The organism is Fodinibius salicampi, from assembly GCF_039545095.1.
Classification (GTDB): domain Bacteria; phylum Bacteroidota; class Rhodothermia; order Balneolales; family Balneolaceae; genus Fodinibius; species Fodinibius salicampi.
On sequence record NZ_BAABRS010000001.1, the window covers coordinates 410122 to 427933 of the forward strand.

A 17812-nucleotide genomic window follows, 5' to 3' on the forward strand; every position below is an offset into this window, starting at 1 on the left:
ATTTCTTATTTATTGAAAGCCTTTGAAGTAATTAATATCCCGGTCTTTACGGAGGATAGCGGGAAGTTTTCCCTGGGCTTTCTCCTTTCCCTTTTGCTGCAGCCAGTTATTTACCTGCTGTTGTGAAATAGTATATATCTGAGGCTGGCCAAGGGTGTTATTTTCTCGGCGAATGGTATAGTGCCTGTTCATTTGGCATATAGTATCGTCTAGACGCTTGGCAAGTTTATCCAATGTATCTGAATGAAGGGATTCATCGGTTTGTATAAACCAAAAATGACGTGGGATATCCTGTTCACTGCCCATTTGTGCCCCTACGGTAAATTTGCCAACCGTCAGTCCCATACTGTCAGCCGTTTGCTGAAGTGCTTCTTCGGCCTCATAGGCATAGAGCGCTTCTCCATAGTCGTCGAGCATTTCGCTTACGCGTCCCATTACTTTAATACGCGGCGGATCTAGTTGCGTGAATTCAATAATATCATTTAAAGCATATCGCCAGAGGCCCGCATTGGTTGTTACGAGCAGGGCATAGGGGGTATCCGGTTCTACTTCCCATAGTGGAACGGTTTCCTGAATAGACATGGAATCGGGATCGGGCAGCGGATTTGGGATAAATTCAAAAAAGATACCGTTATCGGTTACCAACTTGAGGTCATCACGATCTACATGACTACTAAAACCGATATATCCCTCGGAGGCTCCGTACGTTTCAATGAAATGGACTTCTTTATTGCCGATCAGCTTTTCTAAATGGGGACGGTAATTAGCCAGCTTTACCCCACCACAGATCAGAAGGGTCAGGTTAGGCCAAATTTCTTTGATGTGTTTCTTCCCAGTTTTTTTGAGTAATTCCTGGAAGATAGTCAGTACCCAGTTGGGAGCTGCCGTTATGACTCTTACATCATGGTTGATGCCTTCTTCCAAAACCCGATCTATTTTTTTATCGAAAGAAAGATTAGTAAGCTCATTACTGTCGAAAAGTTGCAGGGGGCTAAGCCACCATGGAGCTTTGAGAGCGGTAAAGGCACTTATTTCACCAATTTGAAAATTATTTTTTTGTTCTAATACCCCGGGAAGGCTGATGTGGGTGCCAATAATATCAAATATATTAGGATTTTGTTTAAGATATTGCAGGGCAATCATACGCATGAAACGCCGATCGGATTGCAATCGCTGATTGGACAGGGGAAGGTGTTTTCCTTTGCCTGAAGTCCCCGCAGATACGGCAAAATGGTTAATTTGACCGGGCCAAAATAGATCGGCCGATCCATTTTTTAGCTGTTCTATCTGGTTGCTAATATCTTTATAAAAAGATATGGGAACTTCCTCGCGGAAATCCGGGTAGCGTTGAATTTTTTTGAACTCATGCTCTTGGCCAAACTTTGTGTTGGTAGCCGTACGTATTAAATCAAAAAGCTGTTTTTCCTGTCTTTGATGGATGTTCAAAACAAAAACTATTATTAGGATGCAAATATAATTTCAGGCCAAATATAAAAAAAGCCCCGAAGTTAACGGGGCTCAAAAATAAACTAAAGATCGGTTAAGTATCTTACCGTTCTTCAACCGGTACCCAATCGAGATCCTTTTCGCCGGTATAAAGGGCGCGCGGACGTACCAGACGATTGTTTTCGGCCTGTTCAATATAATGACCCGTCCATCCTGAAACGCGACTCATAGCGAAAATACAGGTATATAGATCGGGGCTTATACCCATAGAATAGTATACCGTGGCTGAGAAGAAATCAACATTGGGATCGATTCCAATTTCATCCTTCATCGTTTTAAGAATGGCTTCAGACCATTCATACAAGGTTTCATGGCCGGTTTCTCTGGAAAGCTTTTCAGACATGCCGCGCAGGATACGTGCTCGGGGATCCATAGTTTTGTAAACTCGGTGACCAAAGCCCATAATTTTTTCTTTGCGCTTTAAACGTCCCTTCACATAATCGACGGGATCGGCATCCTGTTCATCAATATCCATCAGCATATTCATAACCTGCTGATTTGCTCCGCCATGCAAAGGGCCTTTGAGCGCGCCAATCGCCCCGGTTACCGAAGAGTACATATCGGACTGAGTGGAGCAAATGGCCCTGTTGGTAAAGGTAGAGGCATTCATGCCATGCTCAGCGTGCAAGATCAAGCAGAGATCCATGGTCTTTTCAGCCTGGTCGCCCGGCTCTTCACCGTTAAGCATATAAAGGAAGTTAAAAGCAGTGCTATGATCTGAGAGCGGTTCTACAATTTTTTTGTTATTTCGGGCACGATCATAAGCGGCAATAATAGTAGGAATTTTTGCCGTGATGGATATCGCTTTATTTAGGTAAAATTCTTTATCATTTTCTGTGTCAACTTCATGAAAGTCTGAGAGCATGGAGACCGCCGTACGGAGCACCGCCATCGGCTCCGCTTTTTTGGAGGTATTTTCCAAGTAATTGATCACAGCAGAGGGGATGGACCGTTCCTTCCGTAACTTCGTTTTTAATTCCGACAGTTCCGATTCGTTCGGTAGGCGATCATTCCAAAGCAGAAAACAAACTTCTTCAAAAGTAGCATTTTCCGCCAAGGTATCAATAGTGTAGCCAGCATAAATGAGTTTTCCTTCTTGTCCGTCAATAAAACTTTTAGTAGTAGAAAAGGCAACAATTCCTTCTAATCCTTTATTGATGTGCGGATATTGACTTAAGTCAATGTCTTTTTTTAAGCTCTCAGCCATTCTTGTACTCCGATTTTTGGATTGGATATAAACTTTATAATTGGGGCTCAAATATAATATTTGCTAACCACAAAATCAGATTTTGATTTAGGTACTCTGTTTATCTGATAAATCGTTAAGTCATTTAACACAGAACGACTTAACAGCGTTTACTTAAACGTAAAATTTAACACTCTTTAATAGGTTAGTTTTGGGAATGATTTTTAGCTTCATTCCAATAATGATCCATATCCTCAAGCGGCGTTTCCCGGATGTCCCTATCGTCTTCCTTCAATTTTTCCTCGATATATTGAAAGCGTCGAATAAATTTGCGATTCGTTGAGCGGAGACTGTCTTCGGCATCAAGCTTATAATTCCTGGCTACATTGACCAGTGAGAAAAGAAGGTCCCCTAATTCGTCCTGTTTTGCCTGATGATTTTCACCATCCAGCGTTTCCTTAAATTCGTCAAGTTCTTCTTCGAGCTTTTCCCAAACCTGTTCTTTTTCTGGCCAGTCGAAACCAACATTGGCTGCTTTTTCCTGCATCCGTTGAGCCCGGATTAGAGCGGGAAGCTTTTTGGGAATACCTTCTAAAACAGATCGTTTACCTTCCGTAAGTTTTATGTTCTCCCAATTTTCAGCAACCTGTTGCTCGTTATCAGCTTTGGTATCTCCAAATACGTGTGGATGACGTCGAATTAACTTTTCCTGAATAGCTAAAATGACATTTCCGATATTAAATTGATCGGTTTCATCGGCCATAATACTGTGAAAGACCACTTGTAACAAAACATCTCCCAATTCTTTCTTTAACTCTTCAAAGTCTTCCATGTCAATAGCCTCGATAGCCTCGTAAGATTCTTCTATTAAGTGGTCCTTGAGGCTTTCGTGGGTCTGTTTTTTATCCCAAGGACATTCTTTGCGAAGAATTTTGACGATTTTGACCAAGTCATCGAAACTTCTTGTTGCTTCCATCAGAAAAATATAAAGTTCAACGATTTTATTTCTCGGAATGTAAGCAAAAGTTGGCACTTCTGATATCCCGGATGAACGGAAGAAGTACTACCCTTTATTCATATTATCGGCAAGATATTCAGGAGCAAAGTTTTTCATCTCGCGATAGAATTTATACAAGGGAAACCCCACAACGGTATTGTAATCCCCATCTATATGCTTAACAAAAAGCGCCCCGAAATCATCCTGAATGCCGTAGGCACCGGCTTTATCCATTGGAGCCCTGCTTTTAACGTAGATGGAGATGTCGTCGGCATCAATTTCACCAAAGGTAACCTTTGTCTGTTCCACAAAATGATGGTACTGGGGGTCCTTATCTTCAAAGGTTTTATAGAGGGCTACACCGGTCAATACGGTATGTGTTTGTCCACTTAATTCCATCAGCATTTTTATTGCCTGTCGTGGATTTTTCGGTTTTTCTAATATTTTGTTGTCGTAAACTACAATAGTATCAGCACCTATAACTAAATTTAAAGCGGTATTTTGGGCAATGTCCCGGGCCTTTCGATCTGCCAGAATCTGAACAATATCAGTTGGCGGACGTTTAGGATCATAGTGTTCATCCACAGTACTGACTTGAACACGAAACGTTAAATTAATTTGTTCGAGTAGTTTCTTACGGCGGGGACTTCCGGATGCAAGGATAATGGAATTCAAAAAAGACGTATATTTGGATGAAATTTTTTGTTAGTTTAACTTAATAAGATCAGAAAAAAGATAAACCTGTTTTTAGGTTTATAACAATCAAGATTTGCAACAAAAATATCAGTTTAATGGTAGCTCAAAAAAGTAAAGGCCGCAATTCTAAAAAGCCGATGATATTTAGTCCCTGGAATTACAAAGTTCTTGCCCTGGGATTACTTTTGGTTATTGCCGGATTTACCGCAATGTATTTGGAAAATGAGGTGGAAGGTATTATATCACTGTACATTTCGCCTATTGTAATAATGGGAGGTTATATTACTGTAGTAGTGGCAATTCTAAAACATGATGGCGGCTCTTCTGCTATGTCATCCGACCAATCTTAATTACTACAGGTGGATCGTAAACTCAATGTTCTCGTTTCCTTTTTAGCGGTTGTTATATTTGTTTGGAGTGCCGATAAGGCTGCTTATAATTATACCATAGCTTTTGGTGCTGCTTTAGCTTTGTTGTTTTCCCTTGTAGCTTTTATCGCGGGATATTTAACGCTGGATGGTCTTTTTTCGGCAACGGCAGCCGGCACCATTGTTTTTGGAATTGGAGACTGGGCTGCCGCTTCCGTATTGATATTTTTTTTCGTTAGTAGTGCACTTATCACGGGTCGCAGGGAGGACCGTTCTTACGAAGGAGTACGTCGCACTGGCATGCAGGTGTGGGCAAATGGATGGAGTTTGGTATTCTTTTTTATAATTGCCGCATTACTTCAGGCAGAGGTTTTTATTATCGGCGGATTAGCAGCCTTGGCAGTAGCTACTGCCGATACCTGGGCTACTGAATTGCGAAGTACAGATCCGAATTCAACCTACCTAATTACTAGTTTTGAGAAGGTGCCTCCCGGCACTGATGGGGGAATTAGTGTTAAAGGGACTCTTTGGGGGATAATGGGGGCACTGATTATTTCTATGCTTGCAAAGTATGTTTTTTTACTTTCTTTTCCCGTCTTTTTATTCATTTTTATAGGCGGATTTTTTGGATGCCTGGTCGATTCGTATTTCGGAGCGACTATTCAGCGTAATAATATGTTAGTATCGATCCCTTTGTTTAATTGGCAATTTTATATTGACAATAATGGAGTTAATGCAATTTCAACAGGGATAGGAGCAATGCTGACGATAATTTTAAAATTACTCATCGCATGAAGAAATGGTATAAACAGCTTCATTGGCAAATTATTATTGGATTAGTACTTGGTCTTATCTGGGGGCTTGCTGCAAGCGTGGGAGGATTTTCTGTGTTTACCGCTGATTATATCAAGCCTTTTGGGACCATTTTTATAAATTTGCTTAAGCTTATTGCAGTCCCATTAGTGCTTGCTTCTCTTATTGTAGGCGTGACAAGTCTAAATGATACAGCTAAACTCTCACGCATGGGTGGTAAGACGGTTGGAATATATATTGTTACAACCATGTTTGCCATTACCATCGGATTGACGGTGGTGAATGTATTGCAGCCCGGTGATTTTTTGCCTGCAGAAACACAGCAGCAAATGATGTCAAGTTACCAAGATAATATTGAGGGTTCCGCCCAGTCAGCCCGGGAAGTTATGGAGCGGTCTCCCTTAACATTTTTTGTCGATATTGTCCCGGAAAACTTTTTTGCTTCCGCATCTGATAATGGCAATATGCTTCAGGTGGTCTTTGTAGCAATTTTACTGGGGATAGGTATTATTCAGATCCCAAAAGAAAAGGGCCGTCCGCTAGTCAGCTTTTTTGATTCTCTCAACGATGTCATTATTAAAATTGTGGATTTAATAATGCTACTTGCTCCCTATGGCGTATTTGCTCTTATGGCGGGCGTTATTGTTGATTTGGCAGGGGATGACCTTACTCAGGCACTGGATTTACTGGGAGCCTTGGGATGGTATACAGCAGCGGTATTAATTGGATTAATCCTGCATGTGCTGATTATTTATAGCAGTTTGTTTAAACTATTCAGCAACATGAAGTTGCGAGACTTTTTTAAAGCTATGCAGCCGGCTATTCTATTAGGATTTAGTACCAGTTCCAGTTCAGCAACCCTGCCTGTAACTATGGAAAGAGCCGAAAACAATTTGGGTGTGGATGAAGAAGTTTCAAGCTTTGTTTTGCCCATTGGAGCAACCATAAACATGGATGGTACCAGTTTGTATCAGGCAGTTGCAGCCGTATTTATTGCCCAGGCTTTGGGACTTGATCTTTCTGTTGCACAACAGTTAACTATTGTGCTTACCGCTACCCTCGCGTCGGTAGGGGCTGCAGGGGTTCCAGGGGCCGGGATAATTATGCTGGTGGTTGTACTGGAGGCCATACAGGTACCAGTAGAAGGGATTGCCTTAATTCTCGGGGTAGATCGTATCCTCGATATGTGTCGTACGGCCGTAAATATTACCGGCGATGCCGCAGTTAGTGTGGCCGTTGCACACACCGAAGGGTTATTGGGAGAGATGCATCTCGATGATGAATAATTTAATAAGTATTTAGACAGACGAAAAGTAGATTAGCTTTCGTTAAGAAATGCAACAAACAGATACTGATGACTTAATCCGCTTTATGAATATAAAAGTACTCTCTCTTTTTATCTGTCTGATGGGATGGTTCGCATTACCAAGTATTTGTTTAGGCCATTCCAGCCCGGATTCAGTTTCTTATGACCAGCAACTTAGCCATGGTATTGAGGCTTTCTATCAGTCTGACTGGAAGGAAGCTTCTACTATATTTGAAAAGTTACAAGAAGTTAATCCTTCCGATGCCCGGGCCTATTTCTTTTATTCAATGATTCCATTTTGGCAGTATTATTTTGGAGACCAAAGTCATGGGGCCGCTAACCTATACTTGGAACGTTCAGAAAAAGCCCTCTCAGTCAGTCATAAACAGTTAGAGGATAACTCCCGCGATACCACTATGATATTAATGCTTAGTGGACTTTATGGTTATCGTAGCCTAATCGCGGCTTCTGAAGAAAATTATAAGACGGCTGTCTCAAGTGGATTAGATGGATTTAAATATACCCGAACACTTTTATCGCTCGATAGCAGTGATCCTAAAGCCCTGATAGGTAAGGGGATGTTCTATTATATGATGGGAACAGTACCGTCTTCGCTTAGGTGGGTTACCAATATGGCCGGTGTAAGCGGTAATATGGAAGAGGGGTTCCGGGCTCTTGAGTCGGCAGCCCGGTCGGATAGTTATGTTCGGAATGATGCAAAAATGATACTTGCCTATTTATACGAAAGGGAAAATAATTTAAGCAAATCTCTCGAACACCTGCGGGACTTATCTGAAGATTATCCTAAAAATATAATCTTTCAGTATAATCTCGGTAGAGTTCTTGAGCGGACTGGAAAGGAAGCAATGGCAGAGAAAAGATACCAGTTAGTGGTAGATATGGATACTTATTATTTGAAGTCTTTACAGTCTAAAAGTGAAGAACGTTTGGAAGTATTGAGAAATGGATAGATTTCTTATGAAAGTTTTTATAAAAAGAGTAAAAAGGTTTTGCATAAGTTTGATTAATAAGTAAAAAAAGTTTAAATATAAATATAGATTCTGGGATGTAAACTGATATTATTATATGGCAAAAAGGCTACTGCGCTCCCTTACATTTTTGTGGCTCTTCAGCGTTCTCCTACTTGGAGTTAACGGCCGGGGTATGAGTCAGTCTTTAGGGGATATTGCCTTTGTTGAAGTCAGCAGCAGTACCAATTCTTTTATTATCGGTATACAGAATGATCTACCGGCTAATACTACCATTTTTTTTACGGATTCAGAATGGGATGGTGAATCATTCAGCAATGAAGGGGGGATTATTCGTTGGCAGACAGGAGATGAAGTAATCTCATCAGGAACCATTATTTTTTTTGAAGAAATTAATTCAAATGAGGTAAAAGTTAGTACTGGAAGTGCCTATGGATCGGGAATAGATATTCGAAAAGGGGATAGGAGTTTGCTTGCATATACAGGAACTGATTGGCAAATCCCTTCTTCCTTGCTTGCCGCAAATATTGGTGAATATTCAAATAATAGACAGGAAAAACTGAAGAATACCGATTTATGGGAGCAATTGGAGCGGGATATTGTAAATATGCCCGTTCAGGTTGCAGACACAAATCAAAATGAACGGATTGATATAAAGGAAGGTATGAAGCTTCTGAGTAATCCGTTTGCCCAGTCCATTTCCGTAGCGGCCTTAAAAGAGGTGCTTAGGAAGACGGGTTCCGAGTTAAATGGTCATGTCTACATCTGGAATCCGGAATTTGGTAAGAGTAATGGACGATTTGAACCGTTAGCATCTCAAGAGACGATTGCGCCATTTCAGGCTTTTTGGGTTTATTTTAAGGATGGGAATATTGATGGTTTGCGTTTTAATCGAGCAGAGCTTGTTGCCGGTGAAGTGGATCAACCGGAGCGGTCAAATAATATCGTGGGGAATCTAAAAATTCAACTCGGAGATGGCGAACAATTTGATCAATATGGGATAGAGTTCAGGAGTGAAGGAGAAGCTGGGGAAGACGATCTGGACGTATATAAACTGTTTTCTTTACAAAGAAGGGCAATAAATATTTTTAGCACTACGGAAACAAATGATAGGCTTGCCCGGAATGCTATTCCTCATCGATTGGAAGAACAACTTCAAATTCCATTACTGTTTTCAGCTCCCGAACGTGATAGATTAACATTTAACTGGGAGATTCCGGATAATTTGCCCCGTGATTGGGATTTTTTACTTCTGGATCGCGAAACAGATCGTGAAATTGATCTAAGAACAACCAATTCCTATTCGTTTGATTTGGATGAGATTGATACGGAAAAAAATAATTCAGCTGAGATATCGAATCCTCAGATATTTAAAGATAAGGAGGAGAGGGATGCAAACAGTCGTTTTACTTTGCTTGTGGGCCCTTCGGGGGCAGGAGATGATGAAATTAATCAGGAGACGACCGAATCTATTCAATTAAAACCCAATTATCCGAATCCCTTTACAAATTCCACAACAATACCCTTTGAACTAGCTGAAGAAACCGAGGTTAGCCTGACGGTTTGGAATATGATAGGGCAAAAAGTTGAAACGTTAACAGAGGGACCTCGCGGGGCAGGTTCTCATGATGATGTCATCTGGAATGCTTCAAATATGCCCAGTGGAATGTATATTATTCGGCTGGAAGCGGATGGAGAAGTTTTTACGAGAAAAGTGACCCTGATAAAATAGCGTTCAGTTAATATAATTATAATTCTTTTTTAGAACTGCTATACATTCTATATTTTATCGAACATTATTGCCATATAAGCTGTTATATAACTTAATTTAAACTAAAATAAACGGAGTATTACCTTTAGTACAGATGCAATATAAAAATATACAGGGACTGGATGTGCCCGAAATAGGTCTCGGAACCTATAAACTCCATGACAGAGAGTGTGAAAATGTAATTCGAACTGCGCTCGATATAGGGTATCGTCATATTGATACTGCCCAGATGTATAAAAATGAAAGAGAAATTGGAAAAGCGCTCAGTGTATCCAATGTCCCTCGCGAAGACATTTTTCTAACTACAAAAATTTGGCACACCAATCTCGAATCAGATGATGTACTGCAGTCTACGGAAGAAAGCCTTAGACAACTGGATACTCCCTATGTAGATTTGCTTCTTATTCACTGGCCTAACAACCAGTATGATTTGAGGGCAACAATTGAATCTATGCTGGTATTGCGCGATCAGGGGAAGGCCATGAATATTGGGGTCAGTAATTTTCCTCTCCCACTGTTGAAAAAAGTTAATGAAGAGATCCGTGCCCCGATCTTTTCTAATCAGGTCGAATTTCATCCCTTTATCGATCAGCTTGATCTGTTGGATTATGCTATCGAGAATGATATTATGCTGACGGCCTATGCTCCCTTGGCGCAAGGGAAAGTAGCAGAAAATGAAGAGCTTCGGGAAATAGCTAAAAAATATGATAAGTCGGCCGCACAAGTTTCTTTGCGATGGCTTATTGAGCAGGAAAATGTGGTGGCTATTCCCAAGGCTTCAAGTAAAACGCATCTACAGGAAAATTTTGAGGTTTTTGACTTTTTCCTTGAGGATGATGATTTCGAACGTATTGATCAAATGGAAAAATCAATGCGGTTGGTTAATCCCAGCTTTGCTCCCAATTGGGGATAGTGAATATTTAAGTTATTAAAAGCACATCTCAAAAAGAGGGATGTGCTTTTTTTATTTTGTCTGGGCCAGTACCAATGTTTGTTGGTTTTCCTGGTTACGGATTTCAAAATAACAGCCGCCCTGGTTGTTATCCGTTGATAGTACAAGAACCGTATCTCCAAGTCCGGCTTCGCCGGTAAATTTAATATCTAAAACGCTTTTTACTTTTTCTTCTGGCAGGCAGGCCAAACCCCATTCTATATATCGTACGTTATTAACGTGCTGGTTTAAATCAAGGTCAGACTTTCTAACTGCAAATAATTGAGTTCCTTGAGGATGCTCAATGTTCCTGAAATTACCTTCATTAACGGGCAGAACGTGTTCACTTTGTTTCGGAACACTTTCTAGTATTGATTTGGGTATACGCTTTGGCCGACGGCTCTCAATATCTAGTATGAGCCAATAACTTAGGGATTTCCCAATAATATTATTCTCGCTATCCAATATCAGGAAATCACGGTGAGCACGCAGTCCGTCACCGCCAGAAGGCCAGGTTTTAATAGTAATAGTATCTCTCCAATTCGGGAATTCATCCATCTCTATCCGGAGCCGGTGAAGAACCCACGTTAGCTTGTCTTGCTGAAGATCAGTTATATCAAATCTTAGTTGCCGAGCATGATTTCCAGCCACCTCCTGAAGCAGTTCGCAAATAGCTGGCAACGTTGCTTTTTGATGAATGTTGACTTCAGAAGCACGTATTTTAAAGGACTCTTGGTAGATTAACTTCTCGTTAGCCATATTTACTCTTTTACTTTAAAGGTAAATAGGAAAGTAAGCGTTTCTACTTTACATCGAAATAAATAAAGGATAGCAAGTGACATCCATCCTTTTAGCTGCAATTGATAGAGCCTGTGGTAGTTGAAAATCTCTTAACTTTATACATTCCAGCCGTTTTGCCATACACGGCTCCCCCAGCATTTGATATCATCAAGAATTAAATAGATAGCTGGGAGCACTAATAGCGTAACCACGGTTGAAAAAGAAAGTCCGCCGACAATGGCCCGTGCCATTGGAAAGTATGGAGGGCCGTCTCCGCCAATTTGAGTGGTGCCAAAGCACAGAGGCAGAAGTCCGAGTACGGTAGTAGCTGCCGTCATTAAAATGGGACGCATGCGATCTCTTCCTCCTTTTATGATCGCTTCGAATCGTTCCATTCCACCCATTCGGAGCTGGTGGATGTGATCAATCAGCACAATTCCATTATTAACTACGATACCCATCAAAATAAGAATGCCAATCATAGCCATAAATGAAAAAGTAGTACCGGTAACGAAGAAAAACCAGAATACGCCAACTACAGCAAAGAAAATGGATGTTATAATACTGGATGGGAAAAGTACCGACTCAAACAGAGAGGCCATTACCAGATAAATTAAAAACATGGCCAACAACATATTTATAAGCATTTCATCCATTGCTTCCTGATCTTCCTGGAAGCTGCGTCCCTGGCTCCATCCATAACCAGCCGGGTAATTAATTTGATCGAGAATGGGAAAGATACGTTCCTGGGCTTCACTCATGGTAATACCATCCAGGTTGATATTGATTCCCAGTGAAGTTTGTTGATCTTCTCTCTGGATACTTCTCGGTCCGGTGCTAATTTGGTAATCAGCCAGTGAAGCCAGCTTCATGCTTTCATTATCACCCACATTTACGGGCAAATTCATCAGGTCATCAATATTTTTTCGATCGGATTCGCGCAGTGCAAGTACGACATCTGTTTCACCCTGATCACCGCGAACGCGCCGCAAATTCATGCCCCTCATCGAGTTCGATACCAAACTTGCAATCTGTTGACTGGAGACATCCAAATTCCGCGCTCGCTCTCGATCTACAACCACTTGTACTTCTTCCGTTCCGGTTTCGGCCTCCGAACGTACATCCGCGAGACCCGATACATCTTCAAGTCGGCGTTTGACTTCAGATGCAAGTTCTGTTAGTACATCTGAAGATTCTCCGATGACAAAAATCCGAAGCTGATCCCCGCCGGTACGATCCCGATATTCAAATGAAAGTTCACCGATGGAGAGTTTGGGTAAGTTCTCAACAATTTCTTCTTTTATGGTTTTAACGTCCTTTTTAGCTATGTCATCATCGGTAAGTAAAAGGGTTGAAGTAGCATGACCCGGCTCGAAATAAGAGTAGACTGCATCAATCTCAAATGCTTCTTGGTTATCGTAGAGATATTTTTCTACCCGTCTTACCGACTGTTCAACGCGCTCGAGAGTATAGGTTTCATTTAAATTATAGTGCAAATATAATTCGCGTGATTCGGAGGAGGGAAACATATCAATATTGGTCATATTCATCGGTATGACCACACTGAAAAGAATTCCCAGTATTAAAAATGAAGAGGCATAACGCCTTTTGAGTAAGCTGCTTAATATTCTGGAGTAAACGCGCTCTATTTTGTCAATATACTTGGTCTGTGAAGTCTGTTCAGGCGCCTTTATTTTGGACGTTAATAATGGAATAACCGTTAGGGAGATAAGCAATGAGGCACTCAGGGCCAGAATGATAGTTATGGCCACATGGTAAAGTTGAATAGCAATCATAGAATCTTCACTGATAATATTGGGAAGGAAAACTATGATTGTAGTAAGAGTACCTGCCGTTACGGCCATCCCAACCTGTTTAACTCCATGCCTGGTAGCTTCTGCTTTATCATCCATCATATGCTGGTTGCGATGGATATTCTCGGTTACCACTACTGCGTTATCGACCAGCATTCCAACCGCCAGCATAAGTCCCATCATCGAAAGAATGTTTAGGGAAAGATCCATAAAATAAAGAAGTCCGAGCGTAACTATCAGTGAGAAGGGGACAGCAAGCGCCACAATTAAGGTAGTGCTGATCCTGCGCAGAAACAGATACAGAATGATAATAGAGAAGAAGGCTCCCAGGAGACCGGCTTTCAAAAGCTCGGTGAGGGAGCTGATGATACCCGTTGCCTGATTGTGCATCTCGAAAATATTAATTCCCTTCATCTCGGGCAGTTGGTTGATTTCTCCGATTTCTGCAAGTACACGGTTACCCACCTCAACCGTATTTGCTCCTGACTCTTTGAATACATCCAACCCGATGGCATATTTTTGATCCAGATGGCGGCCATACTCTCGTTCTGGACTGCCATATCCAACGGTTGCCACATCATGTAATTGTAAATTATTGGGACCGATTACCAGCTGAGCAAATTCATCAGGTTTTGTCATTTCACCAGTGGGACGTACCATATAACGTTTACCGGCTTCGTCAACTTTTCCAGCAGTTACTGAAAAATTACTTTGCCGCAGGGTCTGTGCCAATTCATTTAAATTGACGTTATGGGCTTCAAGTCGTTCGGGAATAAGTTCAATGCGAATTTGCCGTTTTTCAACTCCATAGAGGTCCACATTTGCGACTCCCCGTATGCGTTCAATCCGTTGTTTTAAGTTCCTGTTCAACAATTCGTAGGCATTTGATAAATCGCGCTCAGAGGAGAGCCTAAGATTCATCATCGGGTTGTCCTGTGCCGAAAACTTATTTATAAAAAAGCGCTCCATATCATCTGGCAACTGGTTACGCACACCGTCGATTTTTTCTTTTATCTCCATCGCTTTCAGGCTGATATCAGATCCCATTTCAAACTCTACAAAAATACCCGCCTGGTTTTCACTGGATGAAGAATTCATTCTCTTCAGCCCGCTGATGGTAGCCAGAGCTTCTTCAATGGGCCGTGTAATGGTTCGTTCGACTTCTTCCGGAGTGGAATTGGAGTAGGGTACCGAGACATATGCCCCGGGAAAGGAGATATCCGGAAAATATTCCAATGGTACCATACGGCTGGCAATAATCCCGATAACGACAAAACTGATAAATATCATTATTGTTGTTACCGGGCGGCGGAGGGAGAGGTCTGTGAAGTTCATTTTAATCCCCCTGATCTTTTTGAATAGATTCATTCCCGGCAACAGCGGGTTGTTTGTATACTTTGCGATCCATAATCGCGTACATTACCGGAATAACTACCAGCGTTAAAAGAGTAGAAATCACTAGACCGGCAATGACCGTTATTGCCATAGGCGCACGAAGCTCAGCGCCATCTCCTATACCGATAGCCAATGGCAACAGGCCAAGGGTAGTAGTCAGGGTAGTCATTAAAATGGGGCGAAGTCTTGATTTTCCTCCCTCGAGAATAGCCTTGATCTTTGCCATTCCGCGCTCGCGGTATTGGTTGATTAAATCAATGAGTACAATAGCATTATTTACCACTATTCCGGCCAGTAGAATAAGACCGATAAATACTACCACGCTAATGGTTGAACCGGTTATCCAAAGCCCCAAGATGGCACCCACAAGCGCCAAAGGAATCGTAAACAGGATGATAAAAGGGTGCAAAAGTGATTCGAATTGTGAAGCCATTACCAGGTAAACCAGAAATACGGCCAGTGAGAGTGCGAATAGGAGAGATTCGAAAGAATTTGTCATCTCTTCATTTTGTCCACTTACTTGGGCCTGAATACCGGTCGGCATCACTGTTTGATTGATGATGCTACGGATATCTTCAGCAGCTGTGGAAAGATCTCCATAGTTTAAATTAGCGGAAATAACCGCTACACGCTGTTGGGCCGTGCGCCGTATCTCGCTTGGACCTGTAGCTCTTTTGATTTCAGCAATACTTGCAAGTGGTATCGGGGAGCTGCTGTTGGGATTGATAATCAGGTTTTGTATATCAGTAGCGGATGAGCGATCCTGCTCTTTGGCGCGTACGAGGACATCAATTTTTTGATCTCTCCATGAATAACGAGTAGCAACATCGCCGCGTACTTTGCTTACTACGAGATCTGCCACTTCATGGACTTGTAGTCCCAATGCTGCTGCTTTGGATCGGTCAAAGGTGATCTGTATTTCAGGATTGCCATGTTCCATAGTTGATTTGATATCGGTAAATCGAGAATTATCCGATATTCTTTGGACCATTTGATCACTGACTTTTTTAAGGTCGTCCAGATTGTACCCGGAAATTTCCACTTCAACAGGTGTATCAAATGTAAACAGGGCAGGGCGGGAGAATTTATATTCTAGTCCCGGAATACGCTGAAGATCGGTTCGAATTTCCCCCATAGTGCTCTCTTCAAGCGTTCGTCCCGCTCCACTTGTCAGGGCAACGTTGAGTTCCCCCCAGTTTTCACCGCCCTGGTTGGGATTAGCATCCATTTTATTGCCCGTACCGGCTACGGCAAAGGTTGTATTTATGGAAGAAACATTTCCGGCCGTTTGCTGAATTTTTTGAAGGGCACGGTCGGTTTGTTCTATCGGAGTACCGGGCGGCAGCTGGAATTCCACGTTAAATTCCCCCTGTGATAATGAAGGGATAAGTTCCATTCCCAGCTGAGGAACCAGCATTAAACTTCCTATCAATGACATGAAGGCAAAGGAAAGAACCATAAATCGGTGACGAAGGGACCAGCTTAAAAGGGCAGGATATCGATCTTCAATGGAGGTGAATCCTTTGTCAAAAAGGTTGAGGAGCGGATTAAGCACAAACATGATGCCCTTGCTAATGGCGTGTATCAATTTGCTGATTATTCCAACAAAGAAGGTGGGAACTGTTTCGAATATGAAGATTCGGGCTTTGCGCATCCAGCGCCCCACCTTTGTTTTGGGTTCTCGCAATTCCGGCTTTTCAATCTCCGTTTTTTCGCGTCCCGCCAGTGAGGAAAGCATTGGAATAAGGGTAATGGCAACGACCAGCGAAGCAAGCAGTGAAAAGGTGACCGTAAGGGCCTGGTCGCGGAATAATTGTCCCGCAATGCCGTGAACAAAAACGAGTGGAAAGAATACTGCTATGGTTGTAAGCGTAGAAGCAATTACAGCTGTACCAACTTCACCGGCTCCATCCCGGGCGGCCTGAAGGGGTGTTTTCCCCATATCCCGGTGACGTGATATATTTTCAAGTACCACAATAGAGTTATCGACCAGCAGGCCTATGCCTAATGCAATACCGCCAAGGGACATAATATTCAAGGTGATATCATTGCCATACATAAGATTGAATGTGGCGATGACTGAAACAGGAATAGACAGTGATATGATGACGGTGGCCCAGAAGTTGCGGAGGAATAGGTATAATATTATGATTGCTAAAATACCTCCGATAATCCCCGCATCCACTACTTCGTTGACAGCAGAAGAAATAAAAGTAGACTGGTCATATACCTTGGTAACAGCCATTCCCTCGGGTAGACGTTGTGCTACGTTTTCCATCTTTAATTTAACATTTTCAGCCACATTGACCGTATTGGCATCTCCCTCCTTATAAATAGCGATTTCAACCGCTTCCTGACCATTAAGCCGGGTAATGGCCTCCCGTTCCTTATATCCCTGGCTGATTTCTGCCAGATCTTTGAGATATACCGGGCTGCCTTCTTGAGTAGTTATGACTACATTACGAATGTCATCAACCGTTTGGAACTGGTTGAGTGTACGCACCAGGTATTGTTGGGTCCCTTCCTCCAGTCGTCCACCGGAAAGGTTTACATTTTCAGCTCCGAGGACCTGCGTGATCTGTTGCATTGGAATATTCAGATGGGCAAGCCGGTATTGATTTACAGCAACCTGGATTTCTTCCTCCAGTCCCCCGCTTATTTTAATAGAGGCTACGCCCTGGGCTGCCTGCAGATCTTTCTTAATCTGATCGTCGGCAAAGCGTCGAAGTCTCTTGAGTTTGTTGATATTATATTCCGATTGCTGTTGATCCTGGTAAGTGGCATAGTTGACTTCAGGATTTCGTTCCGACTGTGAATCCTCAATAAAGAAAGCATATCGTATAATAGGATCGAGCGTAGGGTCAAACCGGAGGATAACCGGCCGACCCACTTCGAGCGGAAGTTGCAGGGCGTCAAGCTTTTCACGAACATCGATACTGGCAAAATCCATCTCGGTTCCCCAGGCAAACTCAAGAGTTACATCCGACTGACCTGACCGCGAAATAGATCGTACCTGCTGGACATCCTTGACGACTCCCAAGGCCTCTTCAATTGGCTTGGAAACAAGGTTTTCAACTTCTGCCGGCGCAGCTCCTTCAAATTCCGTACGGACGGTAAGCGTAGGATAACTGAGTTCAGGCAGCAGGTTGATATTAAGTCTGCTCAGTGAAACAAAGCCAAAAAGGATAATCCCAATCGTAAACATGGCGATCGTTACTTTGCGGCGAATAGAAAAATCAATCAAATTCATAGTCGGGCTC

Annotated in this window: 13 protein-coding genes; 6 read left to right on the plus strand and 7 right to left on the minus strand. The window is 42.3% G+C overall.

Annotation, left to right across the window (positions count from 1 at the left end; genetic code table 11):
* Window positions 1-9: 9 nt before the first annotated feature.
* The 4 genes from ABEB05_RS01680 to ABEB05_RS01695 form a co-directional block, all read right to left on the minus strand.
* Window positions 10-1446 carry a GH3 family acyl-acid amido synthetase gene (locus ABEB05_RS01680; RefSeq protein ID WP_265786943.1) on the minus strand — a complete coding sequence of 479 codons (1437 nt, stop codon included), beginning with the start codon at window positions 1444-1446 and terminating at the stop codon, window positions 10-12.
* 103 nt (window positions 1447-1549) lie between these two features.
* On the minus strand, window positions 1550-2713 hold the full coding sequence (locus ABEB05_RS01685; protein WP_265786945.1) for a citrate/2-methylcitrate synthase: 1164 nt from the start codon (window positions 2711-2713) through the stop codon (window positions 1550-1552).
* A gap of 184 nt (window positions 2714-2897) precedes the next feature.
* Window positions 2898-3668 carry a nucleoside triphosphate pyrophosphohydrolase gene (gene mazG / locus ABEB05_RS01690; RefSeq protein WP_265786947.1) on the minus strand — a complete coding sequence of 257 codons (771 nt, stop codon included), beginning with the start codon at window positions 3666-3668 and terminating at the stop codon, window positions 2898-2900.
* Window positions 3669-3755: 87 nt separating this feature from the next.
* Window positions 3756-4364 carry a Maf family protein gene (locus tag ABEB05_RS01695; protein WP_265786949.1) on the minus strand — a complete coding sequence of 203 codons (609 nt, stop codon included), beginning with the start codon at window positions 4362-4364 and terminating at the stop codon, window positions 3756-3758.
* Window positions 4365-4480: 116 nt separating this feature from the next.
* Between ABEB05_RS01695 and ABEB05_RS01700 the strand changes: the two genes are divergently transcribed.
* From ABEB05_RS01700 to ABEB05_RS01725, 6 genes are all read left to right on the plus strand, one after another.
* Window positions 4481-4735, plus strand: coding sequence for a hypothetical protein (locus ABEB05_RS01700; RefSeq protein ID WP_265786952.1), 255 nt, complete (start codon window positions 4481-4483; stop codon window positions 4733-4735).
* Between the two features lie 9 nt (window positions 4736-4744).
* Window positions 4745-5548: a DUF92 domain-containing protein gene (locus ABEB05_RS01705; RefSeq protein WP_265786953.1), complete on the plus strand. Its 804-nt coding sequence runs from the start codon at window positions 4745-4747 to the stop codon at window positions 5546-5548.
* Complete coding sequence (locus ABEB05_RS01710) at window positions 5545-6852, plus strand: dicarboxylate/amino acid:cation symporter (RefSeq protein WP_265786956.1); 1308 nt, start codon at window positions 5545-5547, stop codon at window positions 6850-6852. Before ABEB05_RS01705 ends, ABEB05_RS01710 begins: the two co-directional genes overlap by 4 nt.
* A 49-nt stretch (window positions 6853-6901) precedes the next feature.
* A complete protein-coding gene (locus ABEB05_RS01715) occupies window positions 6902-7843 on the plus strand; it encodes a tetratricopeptide repeat protein (protein ID WP_265786958.1) in 942 nt (313 codons plus the stop codon).
* A 115-nt stretch (window positions 7844-7958) separates the two neighbouring features.
* Window positions 7959-9593 (plus strand): T9SS type A sorting domain-containing protein, encoded by a 1635-nt coding sequence (locus ABEB05_RS01720; protein ID WP_265786959.1) that lies wholly within the window; start codon window positions 7959-7961, stop codon window positions 9591-9593.
* Between the two features lie 133 nt (window positions 9594-9726).
* Window positions 9727-10545 (plus strand): aldo/keto reductase, encoded by an 819-nt coding sequence (locus tag ABEB05_RS01725; RefSeq protein WP_265786961.1) that lies wholly within the window; start codon window positions 9727-9729, stop codon window positions 10543-10545.
* Window positions 10546-10596: 51 nt separating this feature from the next.
* Here the strand turns inward: ABEB05_RS01725 and ABEB05_RS01730 are convergent, their stop codons facing one another.
* The 3 genes from ABEB05_RS01730 to ABEB05_RS01740 all read right to left on the minus strand — a co-directional run bounded on the left by ABEB05_RS01730 (window position 10597) and on the right by ABEB05_RS01740 (window position 17802).
* Window positions 10597-11322 (minus strand): acyl-[acyl-carrier-protein] thioesterase, encoded by a 726-nt coding sequence (locus ABEB05_RS01730; protein ID WP_265786963.1) that lies wholly within the window; start codon window positions 11320-11322, stop codon window positions 10597-10599.
* 137 nt (window positions 11323-11459) lie between these two features.
* A complete protein-coding gene (locus ABEB05_RS01735) occupies window positions 11460-14492 on the minus strand; it encodes an efflux RND transporter permease subunit (protein ID WP_265786965.1) in 3033 nt (1010 codons plus the stop codon).
* A 1-nt stretch (window position 14493) separates the two neighbouring features.
* Window positions 14494-17802, minus strand: coding sequence for an efflux RND transporter permease subunit (locus ABEB05_RS01740; protein ID WP_265786967.1), 3309 nt, complete (start codon window positions 17800-17802; stop codon window positions 14494-14496).
* Window positions 17803-17812: the final 10 nt, after the last annotated feature.